Origin of the sequence: Cribrihabitans pelagius, assembly GCF_048820915.1 — a bacterium.
Taxonomy (GTDB): domain Bacteria; phylum Pseudomonadota; class Alphaproteobacteria; order Rhodobacterales; family Rhodobacteraceae; genus Cribrihabitans_A; species Cribrihabitans_A pelagius.
The window spans coordinates 35,114-55,002 of sequence record NZ_JBMERR010000008.1 but is presented as its reverse complement, the minus strand read 5'-3'; the positions used below and the strand labels follow the sequence as shown (position 1 = coordinate 55,002).

15 protein-coding genes are annotated in these 19,889 nt (G+C 66.9%); 9 read left to right on the top strand and 6 right to left on the bottom strand.

Annotation, left to right across the window (positions count from 1 at the left end):
- Positions 1-299: 299 nt before the first annotated feature.
- The 8 genes from ACOHX0_RS08985 to ACOHX0_RS08950 all read left to right on the top strand — a co-directional run bounded on the left by ACOHX0_RS08985 (position 300) and on the right by ACOHX0_RS08950 (position 11,493).
- Entirely contained in the window at positions 300-1,262 is a 963-nt protein-coding gene (locus ACOHX0_RS08985; protein ID WP_420676339.1) for a LysR family transcriptional regulator, read from the top strand.
- A gap of 144 nt (positions 1,263-1,406) precedes the next feature.
- Positions 1,407-3,842 carry a GcvT family protein gene (locus ACOHX0_RS08980; protein WP_420676463.1) on the top strand — a complete coding sequence of 812 codons (2,436 nt, stop codon included), beginning with the start codon at positions 1,407-1,409 and terminating at the stop codon, positions 3,840-3,842.
- 30 nt (positions 3,843-3,872) lie between these two features.
- Positions 3,873-5,156 carry a histidinol dehydrogenase gene (hisD, locus tag ACOHX0_RS08975; RefSeq protein WP_420676338.1) on the top strand — a complete coding sequence of 428 codons (1,284 nt, stop codon included), beginning with the start codon at positions 3,873-3,875 and terminating at the stop codon, positions 5,154-5,156.
- 494 nt (positions 5,157-5,650) lie between these two features.
- The gene (locus ACOHX0_RS08970) at positions 5,651-6,649 is read left to right on the top strand and encodes a taurine ABC transporter substrate-binding protein (RefSeq protein WP_420676337.1); all 999 of its coding nucleotides are present in this window, start codon (positions 5,651-5,653) and stop codon (positions 6,647-6,649) included.
- 75 nt (positions 6,650-6,724) lie between these two features.
- Positions 6,725-7,531 carry a taurine ABC transporter ATP-binding protein gene (locus ACOHX0_RS08965; RefSeq protein ID WP_420676336.1) on the top strand — a complete coding sequence of 269 codons (807 nt, stop codon included), beginning with the start codon at positions 6,725-6,727 and terminating at the stop codon, positions 7,529-7,531.
- A complete protein-coding gene (locus tag ACOHX0_RS08960) occupies positions 7,528-8,793 on the top strand; it encodes an ABC transporter permease (RefSeq protein WP_420676335.1) in 1,266 nt (421 codons plus the stop codon). Before ACOHX0_RS08965 ends, ACOHX0_RS08960 begins: the two co-directional genes overlap by 4 nt.
- 165 nt (positions 8,794-8,958) lie before the next feature.
- The gene (locus ACOHX0_RS08955) at positions 8,959-9,609 is read left to right on the top strand and encodes a GNAT family N-acetyltransferase (RefSeq protein ID WP_420676334.1); all 651 of its coding nucleotides are present in this window, start codon (positions 8,959-8,961) and stop codon (positions 9,607-9,609) included.
- A 120-nt stretch (positions 9,610-9,729) separates the two neighbouring features.
- The gene (locus ACOHX0_RS08950) at positions 9,730-11,493 is read left to right on the top strand and encodes a tetratricopeptide repeat protein (RefSeq protein WP_420676333.1); all 1,764 of its coding nucleotides are present in this window, start codon (positions 9,730-9,732) and stop codon (positions 11,491-11,493) included.
- 89 nt (positions 11,494-11,582) lie between these two features.
- On the opposite strand, the gene ACOHX0_RS08945 is transcribed toward ACOHX0_RS08950, so the two are convergent.
- The 6 genes from ACOHX0_RS08945 to ACOHX0_RS08920 all read right to left on the bottom strand — a co-directional run bounded on the left by ACOHX0_RS08945 (position 11,583) and on the right by ACOHX0_RS08920 (position 18,593).
- Complete coding sequence (locus ACOHX0_RS08945; protein WP_420676332.1) at positions 11,583-12,362, bottom strand: hypothetical protein; 780 nt, start codon at positions 12,360-12,362, stop codon at positions 11,583-11,585.
- Positions 12,363-12,560: 198 nt separating this feature from the next.
- Positions 12,561-13,850 carry a gluzincin family metallopeptidase gene (locus tag ACOHX0_RS08940; protein WP_420676331.1) on the bottom strand — a complete coding sequence of 430 codons (1,290 nt, stop codon included), beginning with the start codon at positions 13,848-13,850 and terminating at the stop codon, positions 12,561-12,563.
- Positions 13,851-13,876: 26 nt separating this feature from the next.
- The gene (locus tag ACOHX0_RS08935) at positions 13,877-15,211 is read right to left on the bottom strand and encodes a TfuA-like protein (protein WP_420676330.1); all 1,335 of its coding nucleotides are present in this window, start codon (positions 15,209-15,211) and stop codon (positions 13,877-13,879) included.
- A complete protein-coding gene (locus ACOHX0_RS08930; RefSeq protein ID WP_420676329.1) occupies positions 15,208-16,437 on the bottom strand; it encodes a YcaO-like family protein in 1,230 nt (409 codons plus the stop codon). Before ACOHX0_RS08930 ends, ACOHX0_RS08935 begins: the two co-directional genes overlap by 4 nt.
- Before the next feature lie 227 nt (positions 16,438-16,664).
- Positions 16,665-17,756 carry a sensor histidine kinase gene (locus tag ACOHX0_RS08925; RefSeq protein WP_420676328.1) on the bottom strand — a complete coding sequence of 364 codons (1,092 nt, stop codon included), beginning with the start codon at positions 17,754-17,756 and terminating at the stop codon, positions 16,665-16,667.
- Positions 17,757-17,861: 105 nt separating this feature from the next.
- Positions 17,862-18,593, bottom strand: a complete 732-nt coding sequence (locus tag ACOHX0_RS08920) for a response regulator (RefSeq protein WP_420676327.1) — start codon at positions 18,591-18,593, stop codon at positions 17,862-17,864.
- A gap of 301 nt (positions 18,594-18,894) precedes the next feature.
- Here ACOHX0_RS08920 and ACOHX0_RS08915 point away from each other — a divergent pair, with 301 nt between their 5' ends.
- Entirely contained in the window at positions 18,895-19,881 is a 987-nt protein-coding gene (locus ACOHX0_RS08915; RefSeq protein WP_420676326.1) for a sensor histidine kinase, read from the top strand.
- The last annotated feature ends 8 nt before the right edge of the window (positions 19,882-19,889 follow it).

The following is a 19,889-nucleotide window of genomic DNA, read 5'->3' as shown; positions in this document are numbered from 1 at the left end:
ATAGAGAGGAAGTATAGCCGGTTCCGCGGATTTTTCCAGCAAACCCTGCGCGCTCCGCCACGAGGGGCTTTGCCCCTCTGCGCCTGACGGCGCATTCACCCCAGGGTATTTCCGGCCAGAAAGCAGCCCAGGGCCGCCCGCTGCTTTCTGACCCCCAATACCCCCGCCGGAGGCATGGCGCCGCAGGCGCCATTTGCGGAAACCGCTGATCCAGCGCCCGGCCTTGCTTGCAAATCCGTGGCGGGCGCGGCGGAAGTCTGGCAGCATCGGCGCCAGGCGGAAGAGGGGACCGGCAGCCGATGAAGCGCAAAGAGCTGAGCCTGCAATGGCTTGAGATGTTCCAGATCTGCGCCCGCAAGGGCACTTTGCAGGCGGTGGCGGCCGAGACCGGCCTTTCAGTCAGCACCGTGTCGCATCACTTGCGCAATCTCGAAGATCATCTCGGTGTGGCGCTGTTCGACCATGCCCGCCGCCCGATGGTGCTGACGCCCGCCGGGGCGCGCTTCCTGCGCAATATCGACGAAGCGCTTCTGGCCATCCGCAAGGCCAAAACCGAGGCCTCGGGTGGCAACCTCGCCGAAACCCGGCTGCTGCGGCTGGGGCTGATCGACGATTTCGACAGCGACATCGCACCGGAACTGGCGGTCTACCTGGCTGGGGCCTTGCCGAAATGCGATTTCCGCTACCACACCGACAGCAGCCATGGCGTGCTTGGCCTGCTGCAGACCCGCGAGCTGGACGCCGGGCTGGCCAGCGACCCGCAGGAGCGTTTCCACGGCCTGGAGGCGCGGCCCATGTTGCGCGACCCTTTTGTGATGGTGCTGCCCGCAGGTATTGGCCACGATCCTTCGGACATCCTGCACGGGCGCACACCGCTGCCTTTCCTGCGGTTCTCCGCCCGGCTTATGATCGCCCGCCAGATCGAGGCGCAGCTGCAAAGGACCGGAGTCAGCCTGCCGAACCGCTTTGAATGCGCCAACAACCAGACCCTGATGGCAATGGTGGCAAGCGGCGCCGGCTGGACCATCACCACGCCCTTGCAATACGCCCGCGCCCGCCGCTTCCGGCCGCGCCTGCAGGTGGTGCGTTTCCCGGGCCGCAGCTTTGCCCGCTCGATTGTGCTGGTGGCAAGCCCCGAATGCGCGCCGCCGGTGCTGGCGCTGGTGGACCAGAAGCTGCGCGAATTGATCTCCGCCCATGCGATCCAGCCGCTGCTGGCGGATTTCCCCTGGCTGCGGGACAGTTTCCACCTCGAGGACTAGGTTGCCGCCTGTGCTTGCTTCGACGTTCTGCCAGCAAGCCTCGCATGATTTCGAAGCGAGCGGAATTATCTTGGCTTGCACGCGATCTGTGCTGTCCTTGCGGCAACAGCAGACAAGGGAGCCCGGACCATGAAATCCCGCACCATGAAGTCCCGCACCAGGGCCGTCGTGATCGGCGGCGGCATCGCCGGATGTTCGACCCTCTACCACCTCACGCAGGAGGGCTGGCACGACGTCATGCTGCTGGAGCGCGACGAGCTGACCAGCGGCACCACCTGGCACTCCGCCGCGCAGGTGACGAATTTCGGCACCAATCAGACCATGGTGGCGCTGAAGTCCCATTCCATCGCGCTCTACAAGGAACTCTCCGAAGACCCGGACTACCCGGTCGGCTACCACCACGGCGACGGCGGCATCCGGCTGGCGGGGACCGAGGCGCATATGACGGGCTACCGGCATTTCGCGTCGATGGCGCGGGGCGTGGGGGTTGCGTTCGAAGTGATCGACGCCGCTGAGTGCGCCCGCCGCCATCCGCTGCTGTCGCCGGACGGCCTGGCAGGCGGGCTGTGGGATCCCTCGGACGGCGACATCGACCCGGCGCAGCTGTGCCAGGCGCTGGCGCGCCGCGCCCGCAAGGCAGGCGCCGAGGTGCACCGCCACACGCCGGTCACCGGTCTCAGGCAGCGCCGAGACGGCACCTGGACCGTGCACACGCCGCGCGGCGATGTGGATTGCGACGTGGTGGTGAATGCCGGCGGCTACCGGGTGAACGAGATTGGCGCGATGATGGGCGTGCATCACCCCGTCGCGTCGATGGAGCACCAGTATTTCCTGACCGAAGACATCCCCGGAATCGCGCAGTCCCCGGCCCGGATGCCGCTGATCCGCTGCCCGGTCTCCGATTTCTACTGCCGCCAGGAGAAGAACGGCCTGCTGATCGGCTTTTACGAGCAGGGCTGCAAGACCTGGGGGATGGACGGGATCGATCCGGAGTTCACCAATGCGCTCTGCCCCGATGACCTGGAGCGGGTGATGACGGTTCTGGACGGCGCCTTTGCCCGGATGCCCGCGCTGCGGGAGACCGGCATCCGCAGCGTGGTGAACGGGCCGATCACCTATACCATCGACGGCGCGCCGCTGGTCGGTCCGGTGCCGGGCAAGCGCAATGCCTATTGCATCATCGGGTTGCGCGCCGGGCTGGGCGAGGGCGGCGGACACGGCTGGCTGCTGGCGCAGCAGATCGTGCATGGCGAGGCCTGCGTCGACACCTGGTGCCTGGACCCGCGCCGCTTCGGGCGCCATGCCAATGCCGAGCTGACCGCGCTGAAGGCGGTGGAGGACTACCAGAACGAGTTCCGCTTCCATTTCCCGCATGAGCACCGCCCGGCGGGCCGGCCCGCCCGCACCACGCCGCTGACCCCGGTGCTGGAGGCTGCAGGCGCGGAGTTCGCGGTGGTGAACGGCTGGGAGCGGGCGGATTACTTCAAGCCCTCCCCGGCGTTCGAGGCCGCGCCCGGCTTCGCCTTCGGTGCCGAATTCGATGCGGTCGCAGCCGAGGTGCGCCAGGTGCAGAATGCCGCGGGGCTGAGCGAAGTGAACGGCTTCAACCGGCTGGAGATCACCGGCACCGACCGGGAGGCGTTCCTGGGCCGGATGTTCTGCACCCCGCTCCCCGGGCGCGACGGACGGGTGCGGCTGGGATATATGCTGAACCATCAGGGCATGGTGAAGAGCGAGGCAACGCTGGCGCGGCTGCCGGCCTCCGGCCGCGGGCCCGCGCGCATCTGGTACGGCTCCGCCGCTGCCAGCGAAGATCACGACCTCGACTGGCTGAACCAGCACATCCGCCCGGGCGAGGACGTGCGGATCCGCAGCCTCACCGAGGCGCAGACCGTGCTGGTGCTGGCAGGCCCGAAGGCGCGCGAAATCCTCAGCGCCTGCGCCCGCGGCGATTGGTCAGCGCAGGTCTTCCCCTGGCTGAGCCTGCGGGAATGTGTCGTGGGCATCGCCCCTGCCACGGTGATGAGCGTCAGCTACTCGGGCGAGCCGGCCTATGAAATCCACGTGCCCAATGCTTCGCTCCATGCGGCCTATCTGGCGCTGCGGCAGGCAGGCGCGGCGCACGGGCTCACCCTGTTCGGCGCCCGCGCGGCGGAGGCGATGCGGCTGGAGAAGAGTTTCCTGCACTGGAAGGCCGATCTGCTGACCGAGTTCGACCCGTTCGAGGCCGGGCTGGACCGTTTTGTCGCGATGGACAACCAGGATTTCAACGGCCGCGCGGCGTTGGCGCAGCGCCATCAGGACGGCCCGCGGCGCAAGCTGGTGACGCTGGAGATCGGCTGCAGCCATGCGCCCGCCCCCTCGGGGGCCTCGTTGATGCTGGGCGGCAAGGTGGCGGGCACGGTGACGTCCGGCGCATGGGGCCACCGAACCGGCAAGAATCTTGCGCTGGCCTATGTGCGGCCGGAACTCTCGGCGCCCGGCAGCGCGATGCAGCTGGACCTTTGCGGCGATCTGGTGCCCGCGCGGGTGATCCCGCCCTGCCCCTATGACCCCACCCACAGCCGCCTGCGCGCCTGAGCCGCCGCGCGCCGCACGAAAGGAGACGAGATGACGATCACCTATCTGAAGAAGGCAGGCCCGCGCCCCGCAGCCGAGAACGCGGATATCCGCGACACGGTGGCCATCATGCTGGCCCGGATCGCCCAGGGCGGCGAGGCGGAGGTGCGCCGCTATGCCGAGCGGCTCGACAAGTGGACCGGGCGCATCGCGGTCACCCCCGCCGAACGGGAGGCCGCCTGCGCCCGGGTGCCGGAAGCGCTGAAAGAGGACATCCGCTTTGCCCATGCCAACATCCGCCGCTTTGCCGAGGCGCAGCGGGCGACCATCCGCGACTGCGAGGTGGAGCTGTTTCCCGGCCATGTGGCGGGGCAGAGACAGATCCCGGTATCCAGTGCCGGCTGCTACGTGCCGGGCGGCCGTTACAGCCATGTGGCCAGCGCACTGATGACGATCACCACCGCCAAGGTGGCGGGTGTGCCGCATATCACCGCGGTCTCGCCGCCCCGCCCCGGTGCGGGCATTCCCGACGCGATCCTCTATGCGATGGATCTGGCGGGGGCCGACATGATCCTGAACCTTGGCGGCGTGCAGGGCATCGCGGCGATGGCGCATGGCTTTTTCGGCGCGCGGCCTGCCGATATCCTCGCAGGCCCCGGCAATGCCTATGTGGCCGAGGCCAAGCGGATGCTGTTCGGCCGCGTCGGCATCGACATGTTTGCAGGCCCCACCGACTCTCTGGTGATCGCGGACGGGGCGGCCAATCCTGAAACAGTGGCCTGGGATCTTGCGGGCCAGGCCGAACACGGCGCTGACAGCCCGGTCTGGCTGGTCGCCACCGATGCGGCGCTGGCGCAGGAGGTGATGGCGCTGGTGCCGCGGCTGGCCGCCACCCTGCCCGAACCCAACGCCACCGCCGCCAGCCAGGCCTGGGCCGAGCGCGGCGAGGTGGTGCTGTGCGAAACCCGCGAAGAGGCGGCGCAGGTCGCCGATTCTTACGCGCCCGAGCATCTGCACGTGCAGGCATCGGATCTGGACTGGTGGCTGGAGCGGCTCAGCAGCTATGGCTCGCTGTTCCTGGGGGCGGAAACAACCGTGCCTTTCGGCGACAAGGCGGCGGGCCCCAACCACGTGCTGCCCACCAGCGGCGCGGCGCGCTATACCGGCGGGCTGTCGGTGCACAAGTTCATCAAGACCGTCACCTGGCAGCGCAGCAGCCCCGGGGCCGCGCAGGAGCTGGCCCGGCGCACCGCCAGCATCAGCCGGGTGGAGGGCATGGAGGGCCACGCGCGCTCGGCCGAGCGGCGGCTGCACCCTGGACCGGAGGCGGGCTGAAGAGCCGGAGAGGTCGCGTTTCGGCCAGCGCCTGCACAATTTTCCGGCAGAGCCTCCCGGCACCCGCAATTTCCCGCGCCGGCCCCGCGCTGTCGCAATCGGCACATCCCGGAAGCCCGCCCGCGGCTGGCGGGCCGCAAGGGGTGCCGCCGCTGGCCAGCACTGTTTTGCAGCGCCCGCCGGGGCGCGTCCCGCCTGCACGCCATTGCTGCGAAGACGCCAAGGTCGCGCTATAAAGATATCAAAGACGACAACTTTCTGCGGCCGCATCAGGCCAGTTGGAACTATGAGTTCCTGCAAGTGGCACTACAGCCTGACCCGCTGCCGCCGGCACTCTGGACACAAGGACGCGCAGCCCGGGCCCTGACACCCGCTACCGGGCTATAGGCCGCGCCCTGCCCCGGCGCCTCGCGCCGCAAGCCTGCGCTGGCAACCCCGCGCGGGAACAAGACCGGAGCCATTACCGGATCGTAAACCAGCTAGGGAGATACCTGATGTTCAAGACCACGCTCAAAGCCGCGGTATCGGCAGCCGCCGTGCTCGCCGCCGCTCCGGCCGCCTTTGCCGCCGAGGAAATCACCGTCGCCTATTTTCTGGAATGGCCGATGCCCTTCCAATACGCGAAGGCCCAGGGCCACTACGAGGAGGCCATGGGCGTCAAGGTCAACTGGGTCTCGTTTGACACCGGCACCGCGATGTCGGCGGCGATGGCCTCGGGCGATGTCCAGATCGCGGTCAGCCAGGGGGTGCCGCCCTTCGTGGTGACCACCTCGGCCGGGCAGGACCTGCAGATCGTCGATGTGGCGGTGAGCTATTCCGACAACGACAACTGCGTGGTGGCGGAAGAGCTGGAAATCGGCAAGGAGAACGCGGGCGAGCTGGCGGGCAAGAAGGTCGGCGTGCCGATCGGCACCGCCGCGCATTACGGCTTCCTGTCACAGATGGCGCATTTCGGCGTCGATGCGGGCTCGATGGAAATTGTCGATATGGCACCGGCCGATGGCGCCGCCGCCTTTGCCCAAGGCAACCTCGACATGGTCTGCGGCTGGGGCGGCGCGCTGCGCCGGATGAAGGAATACGGCAATGTGCTGCTCACAGGCGCGGAAAAGGAAGAGCTGGGCATCCTGGTCTTTGACGTGACCAGCGCGCCCTCCGGCTTCATCGCCGAGGAAGGCGAGCTGCTCTCCAAATTCCTGAAGGTCACCGCCGAGGCCAACGCGAAATGGAACGCAGGCGATCAGAAGGACGAGATGCTGCCGGTGATCGCCAAAGACGCGGGCATGGACATTACCGATGCCGAGGCCACCATCGCCACTTTCACCTTCCCCTCGGTCGAAGAGCAGCTGTCGGACAAGTGGCTGGGCGGCGGCGCCCAGGAGTTCATGAAGGGCGTTGCCGAGGTCTTTGTCCAGTCGGGCAGCATCGAAAGCGCGCTCGGCTCCTATGATAACGCCGTCAACACCGCACCGCTGGCCGCCGCGCACGGAAGCTGACTCCAGCAGGCGCCGGAACGGGGCGGCCCGCTTGCCGGGCCGCCTCCGCGCAGCTTCAATCTTGAAGGGAAGATCATGTCAGGACTGGACATCAAAAACCTGTCCATGCGTTTCGACCTGCCCAACGGCAGCTCGGTGCAGGCGCTGAAGGATGTATCACTGAGACTTGAGGAGGGCGAGCTTCTGTCGGTGCTGGGGCCGTCGGGATGCGGCAAGACCACCCTGCTCAACATCGTTGCCGGGTTCCTCGCCCCCACAGGGGGCACGGTTGAACTGAACGGCCATGTGGTGACCGGACCCAACGCCGAGCGCGGCATGGTATTTCAGCGCGGCGCCCTGTTCGAATGGATGAACGTGCGCGAAAACGTCGAGTTCGGCCCCCGCATGAAGGGCATGCCAAAGGCCGAGCGGGACCGGATCTCGGACCACCTGCTGGAGATCGTCGGGCTTGGCGGCTTCAAGGACAAGGCGGTTTACGAGCTGTCGGGCGGCATGCAGCAGCGGGTGGCCCTGGCGCGCTGTCTGGCCAATGAACCGGACGTGATCCTGATGGACGAGCCCTTGGGCGCGCTCGACGCGCTGACGCGGGAGAAGATGCAAGGCCTGGTGCTGAAGCTCTGGAAGGAGACCGGCAAGACCATCATCCTCATCACCCATTCGGTGGAGGAAGCGCTGCTGCTGGGCGAACGGCTCCTGGTGATGGCGCCGCGGCCCGGCCGCATCCACCGCGAATACACCCTCCCCTTTGCCGAGCGCGGCGTGAACGCCGACCTGCGCGAGGTGAAGAAATCGGAAGGCTTTGCCGAGACAAGGGACGAGATCCTGTCGATGATCTGGGAGATGGAAGAGGAAATCATGGGCCGGACGGAGCAAGTGGCATGAACGTCCTTCTGTTCTACGTGGCGCTGTTTGCAGGCGCCTTCTTCCTAGTCCGGCTGATCCGCCGCGGCATGGAGGCGCGGCATGACTTCACCAGCCTCAAGACCGTGACCTTCGGAGACGAAAGCGCCGTGCGGCCTGACCGGGCGGCGTCGGTGATCTCGGTTCTGGTGATCTTCGTGATCTGGGCCGCCTTCACCGGTTCTTCGCTGTTTCCCCTGCATGTGCCGGGGCCGTTCAGCGGCGAGACGCAGTTCACCTACACGCTGGAGAACGCCGATGGCGACCGCGACGACGCCACCGTGCACGTGCGGGTGGCAGGCTTCGGAGAGGAAAACCCCCGCTTCGAGGTGCCCCCGGGCAACGGCTTTGCCAAGGACGATGCACTGGCCGCCGCCGCCTCGCGCTCCTCGACACTGATCTTCGACCGCAACGACGAGGCCAAGCGCAGGGAAGGCGCCAAGATCGTCGCCATCGACGGCGAGCCGATCGGGCCGGGCGCAGCGGTGGAGACCGGCGCCGGCACCGTCACCCTGACGGGCAAGGGAGCAATCAGCTTCACGCCCTCGGACGGCATGCAGATGAACCCGATCTGGCTGCCCGCGCCGGAGACCGTGGTTGCGCGCTTCTTCGAGATCGCCTCTGACGGCTATCAGAACTTTTCGCTCTGGCAGCATCTGGGCTGGTCGCTCCTGCGGGTGATCGCCGGTTTCGTGACCGGGGCGCTGGTGGGCATTCCGCTCGGCTATGCAATGGGGCTGTCGGGCTGGTTCCGCGGCTGGTTCGACCCGATCGTGGAGTTCATGCGCCCGGTGCCGCCGCTCGCGCTGATCCCGCTGGTGATTATCTGGTTCGGCATCTGGGAGACCGGCAAGATCATCCTGCTGTTCCTCGCCGCGCTCTGGATCATGACCATTGCGGCACGGGCCGGCGTCTCTGGTGTGAACATCACCAAGATCCACGCCGCCTATTCGCTGGGCGCCTCGAAATGGCAGATCATGCGCCATGTCATCATTCCCAACTCCCTGCCCGAGATCTTCACCGGCGCGCGGGTGGCGATGGGGGTCTGCTGGGGCACTGTCGTGGCGGCGGAACTGGTGGCGGCGCAGAAGGGCGCGGGCATGATGATCATCGCGGCTTCCAAGTTTCAGCTCACCGATATCGTCATCATGGGTATCGTGCTGATCGGCATCATTGGCTACGGCATCGACATTCTTATGCGCAAGGCCGAGGCTTGGCTGGTGCCCTGGAAGGGCCATAGCTGAGGTGCCCCCTGTCCGCGGCGCGCTGTTGGCGCCGCGGACAGCAATACCCTAAACTGACGCAAAGTCCCCGCAAGAAGTGGCGCAAAGTCCCCGTAAGGGCCTGCCTGCAGCCCCATGTCCATGCTAGGCTCCCGCCACGCGCACAGCCCGGAAGGATCAGCGCCCATGGCAGAATGGCCCGCGGAGCTCTACACGCTCAGACCGCTGGAGCAGGACGACCTGCCCGCGGTTGCGCGCTGGTTCCGCGATATCCGCGACCTCGCCAGTTTCGACCGCAACGCCCGCATCCCGCTGAATGCGGCGGCAGCGGCAAAGGCCTGGGACCTGGACGCGGCAGGCGCCGCCCAAAGCGGCAGATGCTGGTTCACTATAGTTGCGGGCGATGGCGCGCCTGCGGGCATAACCGGGCTGGAGGAGATTTCGCCCGTCAACCGCGACGCGGTGGTTGCACTATTTCTCGACAAACCTGCGCGCCGCAAGGGACTGGGCCTGCGCTGCCTGGGGCTGATGCTGGATTTCGGCTTCCGCCAGCTGGGGTTGCACCGGATGACCTCCTACTACCGGGAGGGCAACCAGGGCAGTGCCCGCCTCACCGCTGAGGCCGGATTTGTCACCGAAGGCCGCATGCGCGCCGCCTGGTTTGCCGAGGGCCGCCATCACGACATGCTGGTGGTCGGGCTGCTGGCCCAGGAATGGGAGACCCGGCGCAGCGCACTTGCAGGCCGGCTGCCGGCTGCAACCATGGTTGCTTTTGATGGCGCTAACGGCGGCGATTGGTGCTGGCCGCCCGGCGCTCCGGCGCTATCTCAGGACTGACAGCGAGGGCCCGCCCGGCCAGGATGGCTGGACCGGGACACGTTCAGCTTGAATGGGCGGCCTGCACCGACACCCCGCGGGCGCAGTCCGCCGGGACGGGCTGGAACGGGGAGCGGCAAGATGTGCAGCGCAGACCTATCGATCCGGCGCGGGCTGGGCGCCGTGCTATTCGCCGACGTCGTCGGCTACGCCCGGCTGATGAGTTATAACGAGATCGATACTTACTCCACCCTGAAATCGCTGCTGGTGGAACTGGAGACCGCCTGCGAGGAGCACGACGGCCGCGTGGTCGCGATCCGCGGCGACGGGGTGCTGGCGCTGTTCGGCCATGCCGCGGATGCGGTGCGTTTCGGCGTTGAGCTGCACCGCATCGCCGGGCGCAGCAACCAGAGCCGCCCGCCGGCCCAGCACATCCGCTTCCGCGCCGGCGTGCACCTGGGCGAGATCCTGATGGATGACCGCGGCATCCATGGCGACAACGTCAATATCGCGGCGCGGCTGCAAGAGATCGCCGAACCCGGCCGCGTATTCGTCAGCGCGGCGGTCTACGAGCAGATCCGCGACCAGCTGCGCTTCGGCTACGAGTTCCTCGGGGCGCAGGCGCTGAAAAACATCGCCCGCCCTGTTGCCACCTACTGCGTGCGCAGCGAGGTGGAGGGCGCGGCAATGGCAGCCACGGTGCGGCCCGGCGCGCAGCTCGCCGCGCCGCCGCCGCCCGAGGTGCCCTCGGTGGCGGTGCTGCCCTTCGAAAGCCCCGGCGAAGGCGCCGCGGGCAGCTGGTTTGCGGACGGGCTGACCGATGACATCATCCTCAACCTGTCGAAGTTCAAGAACCTCTTCGTGATCGCGCGCAACTCGGCCTTCTTCTTCAAGGCGCAGTCGCTGCCGCCGCAGGAGGCCGCGCGCAAGCTGGGCGTGCGCTACGTGGCGCGCGGCAGCGTGCGCCGGCAAGGCAGCCGGCTGCGCATCACCGCCGAGCTGATCGACGCCGAGGCGGGCCGCTCGATCTGGGGCGAGCGCTATGACCGCGACATCAGCGACATCTTCGCGATCCAGGACGAGCTGACCGAGGCCATCGTCGCCTCCGCCGCGGTGCTGATAGAGGCGCAGGAGCGTCAGCGCATGGCACAGGCCGTGCCCGCCGACCTTGCGGCCTATGGCTTTGTGCTGCGCGGCCAGCAGTATATCTTCCGCTATACCCGGCAGGACAACCATGCGGCGCAATCGCTTTATCAGAAGGCGCTGAAGCGGGACGGGCAATATGCCCGCGCCTCCGCCGCGCTGTCGCGCACGCTTAACATCGACTGGCGCTATTCCTGGGCTCCCGACGCAGGCCGGGCTCTGGACACGGCACTGGAGTTTGCCCAGCGCGCCGTCGATATCGACCCGACCGATGCGCGCGGCTTTGGCGAGCTGGGCTTCGTGCATCTTTACCGCAAGGACCACGATGCCGCGCTCAGCGCCTACCAGCGGGCGCTGGCGCTGAACCCGAACGACGCCGACCTGCGCTCCGACTATGCCGACGCGCTGGCCCATTCCGGCGACAACGAAGCCGCGATCAGCCACTTGCAGCAGGCGATGCGGCTCAACCCCTATTTCCCGGACCAGTACCTGTGGCACCTGGGCGGCGCCTATTACAACCTGGCCCAATATGACGCCGTGATTGCCACGCTGAACCGGATGAACAATCCGACCGAGGGCCAGCGCATGCTCGCCGCCAGCTATGCCCAGCTGGGCCAGATGGACAAGGCCCGGGAAATGGCGCGCAAACATCATGCGGCGCATCCGAATTTTTCACTGGACCGCTGGGCGCAGGTGCAGCCCGACAAGCTGCCGGAGGATACCGAACGCTTTGTCGAGGGGCTGAAGAAGGCGGGTTTCTGAGCGCGCAGCGCTGCCTGCTTGCTTGCATGGTCTCGGCCTGACTGCCGCCCGGGCCGCCCGGCCCGTTTCGCGCGGCAGCGGCGGCGGGTTCAGTCGCTGCCCCGGGCCTTGGCGCCGCTGACCTTCGCGCCGCTCACCTTGGCACCGCTCACCTTCGCCCCGCTGACCTTGGCGCCGCTCACCTTGGCGCCGCTGATGGCTGGGCCGGGGCCGCCGAAATAGACATCCAGCAGCACCTGCTCCAGCATGCCGGTCATCACGTCCATGCGGATGGTGTAATCGGCCTTGTCGTAGTCCCAGACCCGGATGCCGTCCGCAACCTGGTACTCCGCCGAGGCCACGCCCGATTCCGACGGGTTGAGCGGCGAGCGTGCATTGGGCCCGCTGGCGGCAAAAGCTTTTTCACCCTTGCCGTGCACCATAAAAACGGTGGGCTCCGGCAGTTCGTAATAGCTGCCCTCGTAAGAAAAACCGTAGATCCGCGCCAGCACCGCGTTGCCGCCGATCTGATCCTCCAGGAGCCGGTTCCTGCCCAGCGCCCGGCGCCTGCGCACCAGCTTGAAGGCCTGTTTCCCGCCGGAAAGCCGTTTGGTCTGCCGCCAGGTTCCCTTGCGCGCGCCGCGCTCAACCCGGAGGACGGTTTTCTTGGGATATTTCTGCTGGTCCACCCAGGGGTTCCCGGCGCTATCGTCGACCGTGTAAAGCCCGTTCCCGGTTTCGTCATCCTGCTCCATCAGCAGGATGTTGTCGCCAGGCCTCACCGCCTGATCGCTGACCTGCAGCCCCTGCAGGCTGGCGATATTGCCGGTGCTGCCCACCAGGGCGACCGGAAGGTCCGCCTCCCCGCCGGCAATTTCGAGATCTTCCACAACACGCCCAAATAGAAGCACTTCAGAAAAACTGAGTAAGGATTCGGCCACCATACTCACTCCCGTGGCTAAAGGTACATAAACACACTTTCCAGCTTTTCCCGCGCCGCTCCCCGGGCTGCAATTGCCGCGGGCGGGAAAAACCTATCCCGCAAAAATGCCACAAAAAGGGGCATAAAACAAAGGAATTGCGAATGTTTATTCCGGCACGCGGGTGCGCACCGAGGCCGCGTGGCTGTCCTTGCCCGCCTCTGCCAGCCTGGGGCCGGGCTGCACCAGGCCGATTTCGCGCATCCGGAAATTGCCTTCGATGATGCTTTCGAAGGCGCCGCCGGTGATCTCGCGATCCACGTGAAGCAACGCCTCTTCCACCGCGGCATAGCTGAGACTGTCCGCATCCAGAAGCCGCCAGGCCTCCGCCAGATAAGAGCCCATGAAATCGCGCGCCTCGATCAGGGCGCGGCGAAAGCCATCGGGATCAAGTGCATAGCGCGCATCGAACAGCGTCTGCATCACCGCGCCATAGTCGGGGCTGTCTTCCAGGTGGTCGGAGAGATCCTCCATCCCGGGCGTGATCAGCCCGTGTACCAGCAGGCGTTCGTGAAAGATGTCGACCAGAATGTCGAACAGCGCTCCGGTCAGCGGTTCCGACAGCGCGTGCTCGCTGCTCCAGCCGCCCGCGAAGTCGGACAGCACCCGGGTATTCGCTGCCATGCGGATCTGCGCGTTTTCCGACAATTCGGCAAAGCGGTTCAGCTGGTTGAAGGTATAGAGATTGCCGCGTGTCTGCTCCAGAAGCGTCTCGATCACCGAGCCGAAATGCAGCGCGGCCAGCAGCGAGACCATGTCGGCGGCGGATTCGTGGAAGCCGTAATATTCGCCCGGCGCCGTATCCTCGCTTGGCATGCCTACAACGCTGTAGATGACCGCATGGCCCATCTCATGCGCGACTACGTCGAAATTGAGGCTATAGGGCCGGTACTCGCCGCCATGCTCCTCGCTGCCGCCGGTCTCCAAAAAGCCCCAGCCGATATGGGCGTTGTCCAGCCCCGGCAGCAGCGACAGTTCCAGCCGGTCGAAATCACGGGCGAAATGCCAGGGAATTTCATGACCGAAATAACCCTCCCAGACGTCCAGCGTAAAATGCGCGGCGGCAAAGAGATGCGCGGCCTCGAAGCCCGGATCGGCGGGGGTTACATGCAGGAAGTGTCCCTGCGCATCCGGTGCGGGTGCCGGGCCCAGCGCGCCGTCCCAGGGCGGCAGATACATTTCTGGCCCGCCCTGCCCGGGAAGAAGCGCGCCGTAAGGCACGGTCTTGCCCAGGGGATCGACCGCATACATGCGCGGCCCCGATGGCCCTGGCCCGATCGTGCCCGGAGGGGCGGAGATTTCGATCAGCTCCAGCACTGGCTCTTCCGACCGGAAGGGCGACTGCGGGAACAGGAGGAAGCGTGTGCCGGGCGCCTCGCCGCCGCTTTCGTCGCTCATGTATCTCCCCTTCCTTGTTTCGCGCCTCAGCCGCTGCCGCGGGCCACCGCGCCGCCTTCGGCGTGGCGGAACCGGTATTCCTCTGCGATCAGCCGGCATAGCGCTGGCCTGTCCGCAAGGCCCAATCCGGCGGCATAGGCCTCCAGGTCCGGCGGCAGATCCAGGTCCCAGAGCTCCTCGAAGAACCAGATCAGCAGGGCTTGCTGCCCGGCCGGGTCGAGCGGTGGATCAGCCCCGGTGGCCTGAGCCGCCCGCCGCTTAGCTTCGGCCCGCGCCGCCAGCGCCGCATAGCCGCCCGACAGCCGCAACTCCGCCAGCAGATGCGGACCGAGGTCCGCGCCTGCCAGCGCTCCCGCTTGCCCCGCCTGCACCGAGCCGCGCAGCAAGTCTTCATAGCCGGCCGTGTCCAGCCCGTTCTCTGCCAGCCAGCGCTGCAGGTCGCGGCGCCGCGGCAGCCCGGCACTGGACCGGTGGCGCGCCATCTCCTCCAGCAACGCCGCGCGGCCGGGCGCAGTGCCGCGCGGAACACGGCCTGTCCGCATAAACAGACGCAGGCAGGCGCGCGGGTGCAGCGCGGCATAGCGCGGCGGGTCGAGGCGCAATTCGTCCAGCACTGCCCGCTCGGCGGCCTCCGGCTCCTGAGCCGCCATCCGCCGGGTCAGCCCCTGCCACGCCAGCGTGCGCTCCATTCGCTGCGGCCGCGGTGGGGCGGGTGCCGGGTGCTGCTCCAGATGCGCCGCCATGCGCCGGAGCATTTCGCAGGCGTCGCGGGCCTTGGCATCGACACGCCCGCCCGGCAGCCAGTCAGAAAACTGCCGGGTCTCCGCCCCAACGCCCGCTTCAGCCAGGATCCGGTCCCAGCTTCGGTGCTTGTAGAACAGCGCTTTGGCCGCGCTGCGCAGCGCTTCCGCGGTGCCGCGGGCCAGAACCCCGGCACCGCAGGCCGCGTCCAGAGTGGCGCGTACTGACACCATCGGCTCGCTCAAGGGTGGGAAGCCCAGCGCTTCGGGCCCGTGTTGCAGCGCGACTTCGTCGTCATCGCAAAGCGAACCGCTTGCGTAGGCCTCGTAGATCGTCCCCACGCCGATCATTCCAAAGCGATCCAGCTCCGCCGCCCTGAGCGCGCCCATACTGGCGCTGCCAAAGACGGCGATGCCCTGCTCCAGAGCCCAGAGTATCTCCTTGTGCCATACCGAGGGCACGCCGTCGAAGTACCCGTCGATCAGGCCTATTGCGGCCGGCCCTGCGCTGGCGGCGCGGTAGATGTCGCCCTGGCGCGCAGGCGGCCGCACCTCCGCCGCCAGCAGGCCGCGCACCCGCGCCGCCGCCAGCGTGGGACCGCAGAAGACTACCGCGCTCATGCCGCCCCGGCCCGGGCGGCGCGCGCACCGGGCAGGAAATCCGGGTCGTCATGCGGCGCCTCCAGGCCCGGGACCACCGCGCGCACCACGGCAATGCCGATCTCCGGCCGTGACAGATCCGCCGCCATCACCTGGCCGAACCCCGCCGCTTGCAGCCGGGCGAGCAGCCAGTCCATGTCTTCCTCGAAGGCTGCACTGTGCAAGGTGGGCACGTCCTGGAAGGGCGCCGTGGCTTGGGTGCCGCGGATCAGGCCCCGCACGTAAGCGGCCCTCCGGGCCATCTCCGCCCCGGTGAAATCGGCCGGATCCAGATCATCGCGCGCGCCTGAGACATAGGTCAGCCGGGTCTGCGCCGCCTCGCTCAGCGCGCGCAAGAGCGCGATGCCGCGGTCCGGGTGGCAGCCGTCCCCGATGCCGATGTGGCCCGGCTGCCCCCCGGCCTCGCAGAGCGCGCAGTGAAAGCAGGCGATGCCGGTATCGGTGGTCATGTCCCAGATCCCGGTCTCCACTCCGGCGGCGGCGAGCCGGGCCAGCACCCCGGCGCAAGCCTCATCCGACACCGTTGCCGGATCGAGACGGGGCCCGGGCGGCGCCTGATGCCAGAGCGTTGCGGCGTCGCGCTCGACAAGCTCGCAGATGGCGTGGCAAGCGGCCTCGAGATAGCCGTTCCCGGAAGCAAGCCCATTGGTGCTGCGCGGAAACGCGCCCTGCCCGCCCGCGGGCGGGCCGGTATAGTCGGTATCCAGCATTTCCGAGGGCACCCAGCAGGGCGCGCCGCTGTTCAGCTCCTGCGCCCGCGTCCAGAGCATCGCCCGGTCCGGATCAAAGCTGCCGCCCCCCACCCGCGGCAGGCGGGCGGTATCGGCAACCATACCTTCCTCCGCCAGATCGGCGGCACGGGCGCTGCGCTGCGGCAGGCGGATCCGTTCGGCGTGCCAGCTTTCCGCCGCTTCCATCACGGCAGAGGCCTGCGCCGCCGCCAGCGTCAGCCCCTTGCCGAGCGACACGGCAACCGAGCGGGAGTTGGGGCGCGCTGCCATCACCACGGGCAGGCCGATCCGGTCCAGCCCGGTCAAGTTGGCGATCCGGGTGATGCCCATGCGGTCCAGATGCGGCCTGACCTGCTCCAGCGTCTGCGCCGGGCCGCGCAGCCGGTGGGTGCCGTGCAGGAATTTCTTCCGCGATGCGGCGCACATGCGGCGGGCCTCACCTTCGATCTGCGTCATTTCCGGATGTCTGTGCGTCCGGTCTTCGGTCCTTCGGGCCGTCTTGTCTGCCGGGACAATCCCGGCACACCTCCCGGCGGCATTTGCCGCGGGCCAACGCCCGGCTGCCGCCTGCCAGATACCGCCCTTCCGCCGGCCATCAAGATGCCAGCGGGGTGCGGTCCTGCCCGCCAAGGATGATCGATCCGCCTCTGCCGGTCAAGAATGCACCGCAGAAGCCTGCGGCGTCACGCTGTTTCCGTCTCCTCTTTCTGTTTCAGCCGCAGGGTGAAGTGAATGGCCGTGCCCTCGCTGACTTCCGGGTCGCACCAGATGTCCCCGTTGTGGCGCTTGGCGATCTTGGAGCAAGTGGCGAGGCCCAGGCCGGTGCCGGGCAGGTCGCTGGTGCGCTGCAGCCGCTTGAAGGGCTCGAAGATCCGGTTGCGGTATTCCGGCGGCACACCGATGCCGTTGTCGGCCACCGTAATACGCAAGCCGCCCTCTTCCTGCACCGCGGCGATCCGGATGTGGGGTGTTCTGCCGCCGCTGTACTTGATGGAATTGCCCGCCAGATTCTGCAAGAGCTGGGTGATTTCAGGCGGGAAGCAAAGCACAGACAGTCCGTTTGAGATGCATTCAATCCGGGCGCCGGATTCCGCGATATCCTGCACCATGGTCACCCGCAGGCTTTCGACCAGGCTGTCCACCGTCACCACTTCCGCCGCGCCTTCGCTGTGCGGGTTGATATGGCAGGCCAAGCGTTCGATCAGGTCGGACATCTTGGCCACGGATTTCTTGATCAGCTTGAAACCGCGGGCGACATCCTCCATCTCTCCGGCGGCGTAATCCTCCTGAATCTGGCTGCTGAGGAATTGCAGGGCCCGGATTGGCGCACGCAAGTCATGCACCAGCACGTCGGAGAACAGTTGCAGCTCGTTCCGGTGCTCCTCGATGCGCCAGCGCATGTCGGCCACCTGCAGGGCATTTTCGACCATCCGTTCCAGCGCGCGGGCGGTGATCGCCGATTTCGGGATGTAGTCGTCCGCACCTTCCAGAATGGCGCTCTTGGCGACCTCCTCGTCGCCCTGCCCGGTGATCACGAAAAGCACCAGCCGCGGCCAGGCCGCCTTCAGATGCGCGATCAGCTCGATCCCCGTGCCGCCGGGCAGCAGGTAATCGACAAAGGCCACATCCACGGGGGTTTCCGTGAAGCCCAGCGCCTGGCGGCCGTTTTCGGCCTCATAGAGGCTGGCATCGGGGTAGAGCTTCCTGAGATGCCGGCGCAGCAGTTTACGGTCACCGGCATCATCATCGACAATCAGAATGTTCTGTGCTGTCATTACTGCATCCTTCTGGCATGTTTGCATCCTTCTGGCACTGCAAATCCGGAAAACCCCCGCCCGGCGGCGCGGCCGCGCCGGTATTCAGGCGCGCCCGCGGCGGCATCATTGCAACTGTCGTTCCCCTCCGGCGCCAATCGCGAGGCGGCAGTCGTGCACCACGGTTTCCACGTCATCCATGAACATCACCATGTCCTTGCAGCTGCGCTCCAGCGCAGAGAAATCCGACAGGTGCACCGGATCCGCGCCTTCCCCAGTGCGGGCCTGCGACTTGATCACCCTGAGGCCCGCCAGGGTCCGGCTCAGCAGCACCCGGATCTCCGGCCCGCAGCCCAGCATGAAGCGCTCGAAGATGCGCTTCAGTTCCTTTTCCGAGGCGCGGCTGCTGGAGAGCTGGCCATAGAGCGCGCGCCGCTCGATCGCGGAGGTCACCGATTTGATCAGCGCATCCACTGTCAGCTGCTCCTTCACAATGTAGTCGGCGCATCCCTTGCGCATCGCCTCCACCGCGATCTGGTAGCTGGTGGCGCTGGTCAGCATGATCGGCACCGCCTGCACCTGATCCTCATGGGTGACCAAAATCTTCAGCGCATCGAGCCCGGTGTCCATCCCGAGATTATGGTCGAGAAACACCAGGTCGTAGAACTCATCCTCCAGCTTCTGGCGCATTTCCTGCAGGTTCGCCGCCTCGTGGAAGTCGATCTGTAGGCCGGCGCTGCGGCAGATCTTGCGCAGGCGCATCCGGTCGATTTCATCGTCGTCCACCGACAGAACATTCAGCAGCAGCGGACGCTGCTGGGCGGCGGCCGGATACCCGGGCATTTGCATATTCGACATTACTTCACCCCGTAAACTTTACTATATCTTTGCTCGCGCTTGCACAGAGGCGCGGCAGTCCGGGGCCACAGGACGCAGCCGCCGCACAGATACCGAAGTTTCGGGTGATCAGCGTTAACGAAATCTGAGCACGGCTGGCAGTGAGGGGTATTTTAACGCTGAAGAAGCGGGCCGCTGCGACTTTTGACGGGCCGCTTGCGCCCGGCCCCGGGTCCAAGCTGCCGCAGCGGCAGCGTGAAGGCATATTGACACGCGCCGCGGTTGAGGCCAGCAAGAAGTACCGTATCCCCCGGAGGTTCATATGTTCAGTGAGGACTACGTATCGGAGGGGGAATGGCAGCAGATCGCGACCACGGTCTCGCGCACGGGGCGCTGGGTCTGGGATCTGGAATCGGATCTCTGCGAACTGGATGACACGCTGCGGCGGCTGACCGGCCTGACCGGCCTGCCGAAACGCGCTGACGCGGGCGAGTTCCTCAAGCATGTGCATGCGGAAGACCGGCCTGCGGTGGAAAAGGCCGTGGCCGACGCCACCACCACTGGCGCCCCCTACAGCGTGGAATTTCGTTTCCTGACGCCCGGCGGCAGCGTGCTGTGGCTGGCGGGCAAGGGCGCTTTCCTGCCGCGCGAGGGTCGCAAGGGCATCCTGATCGGGGTCAATTTCGACGTCACCGACTTGAAGAGTGCGGTCCTGCACAACGAGCTCCTGGCCGGGGAGATGTCGCACCGGGTGAAGAACATCCTGACGCTGGTCAGCAGCATCTACCGGATGCTGGCCCGCACCGCCCCCGGCATCCCGGAACTCAGCGAGTCTTTCCTGAGCCGGATCAATGCAATCGCGGCGCTCAACAACGTTGTCTTCGCAGCCAAGGACCGCAAGCCGCTGATCGGCGAGATTGCCGAAGCGGTGCTGGCGCCGATCGCCTTTGACACCCGCCTGCGGCGCGACATCTGCGCGATGGCGCTCAACGCCCAGTCTGCGCAGACGATTGCGCTGGTGCTGAACGAGCTGATGACCAATGCGATGAAGCACGGGGCGCTAGCGGTGCATGAAAACGGCACAGTCAGGCTGGAGATTTCCTGCCCCGGCGATGGCAGCATGCTGCTGCTCGACTGGAAGGAAACACTGCCGCGCCAAGTGGTGCCGCCGGCGGTCGGCAACGGGTTCGGCATGCAGGTGCTGCTGAAAATGGCCGCAGCCACTGCGGAGGGCGAGCCCAAGCTGGAGTGGCTGACAAACGGCATCCGCTTTCAGTGCCTGTGGCCGGTGGCCGAGCTGACCGCCTGAGCCCGCGC

Coding starts and splice junctions, on each gene's coding strand:
- ACOHX0_RS08985 (WP_420676339.1), top strand. CDS start 300: ATGAAGCGCAAAGAGCTGAGCCTGCAATGGCTTGAGATGTTCCAGATC.
- ACOHX0_RS08980 (WP_420676463.1), top strand. CDS start 1,407: ATGAAGTCCCGCACCAGGGCCGTCGTGATCGGCGGCGGCATCGCCGGA.
- hisD (WP_420676338.1), top strand. CDS start 3,873: ATGACGATCACCTATCTGAAGAAGGCAGGCCCGCGCCCCGCAGCCGAG.
- ACOHX0_RS08970 (WP_420676337.1), top strand. CDS start 5,651: ATGTTCAAGACCACGCTCAAAGCCGCGGTATCGGCAGCCGCCGTGCTC.
- ACOHX0_RS08965 (WP_420676336.1), top strand. CDS start 6,725: ATGTCAGGACTGGACATCAAAAACCTGTCCATGCGTTTCGACCTGCCC.
- ACOHX0_RS08960 (WP_420676335.1), top strand. CDS start 7,528: ATGAACGTCCTTCTGTTCTACGTGGCGCTGTTTGCAGGCGCCTTCTTC.
- ACOHX0_RS08955 (WP_420676334.1), top strand. CDS start 8,959: ATGGCAGAATGGCCCGCGGAGCTCTACACGCTCAGACCGCTGGAGCAG.
- ACOHX0_RS08950 (WP_420676333.1), top strand. CDS start 9,730: ATGTGCAGCGCAGACCTATCGATCCGGCGCGGGCTGGGCGCCGTGCTA.
- ACOHX0_RS08940 (WP_420676331.1), bottom strand. CDS start 13,850: ATGAGCGACGAAAGCGGCGGCGAGGCGCCCGGCACACGCTTCCTCCTG.
- ACOHX0_RS08935 (WP_420676330.1), bottom strand. CDS start 15,211: ATGAGCGCGGTAGTCTTCTGCGGTCCCACGCTGGCGGCGGCGCGGGTG.
- ACOHX0_RS08930 (WP_420676329.1), bottom strand. CDS start 16,437: ATGACGCAGATCGAAGGTGAGGCCCGCCGCATGTGCGCCGCATCGCGG.
- ACOHX0_RS08925 (WP_420676328.1), bottom strand. CDS start 17,756: ATGACAGCACAGAACATTCTGATTGTCGATGATGATGCCGGTGACCGT.
- ACOHX0_RS08920 (WP_420676327.1), bottom strand. CDS start 18,593: ATGTCGAATATGCAAATGCCCGGGTATCCGGCCGCCGCCCAGCAGCGT.
- ACOHX0_RS08915 (WP_420676326.1), top strand. CDS start 18,895: ATGTTCAGTGAGGACTACGTATCGGAGGGGGAATGGCAGCAGATCGCG.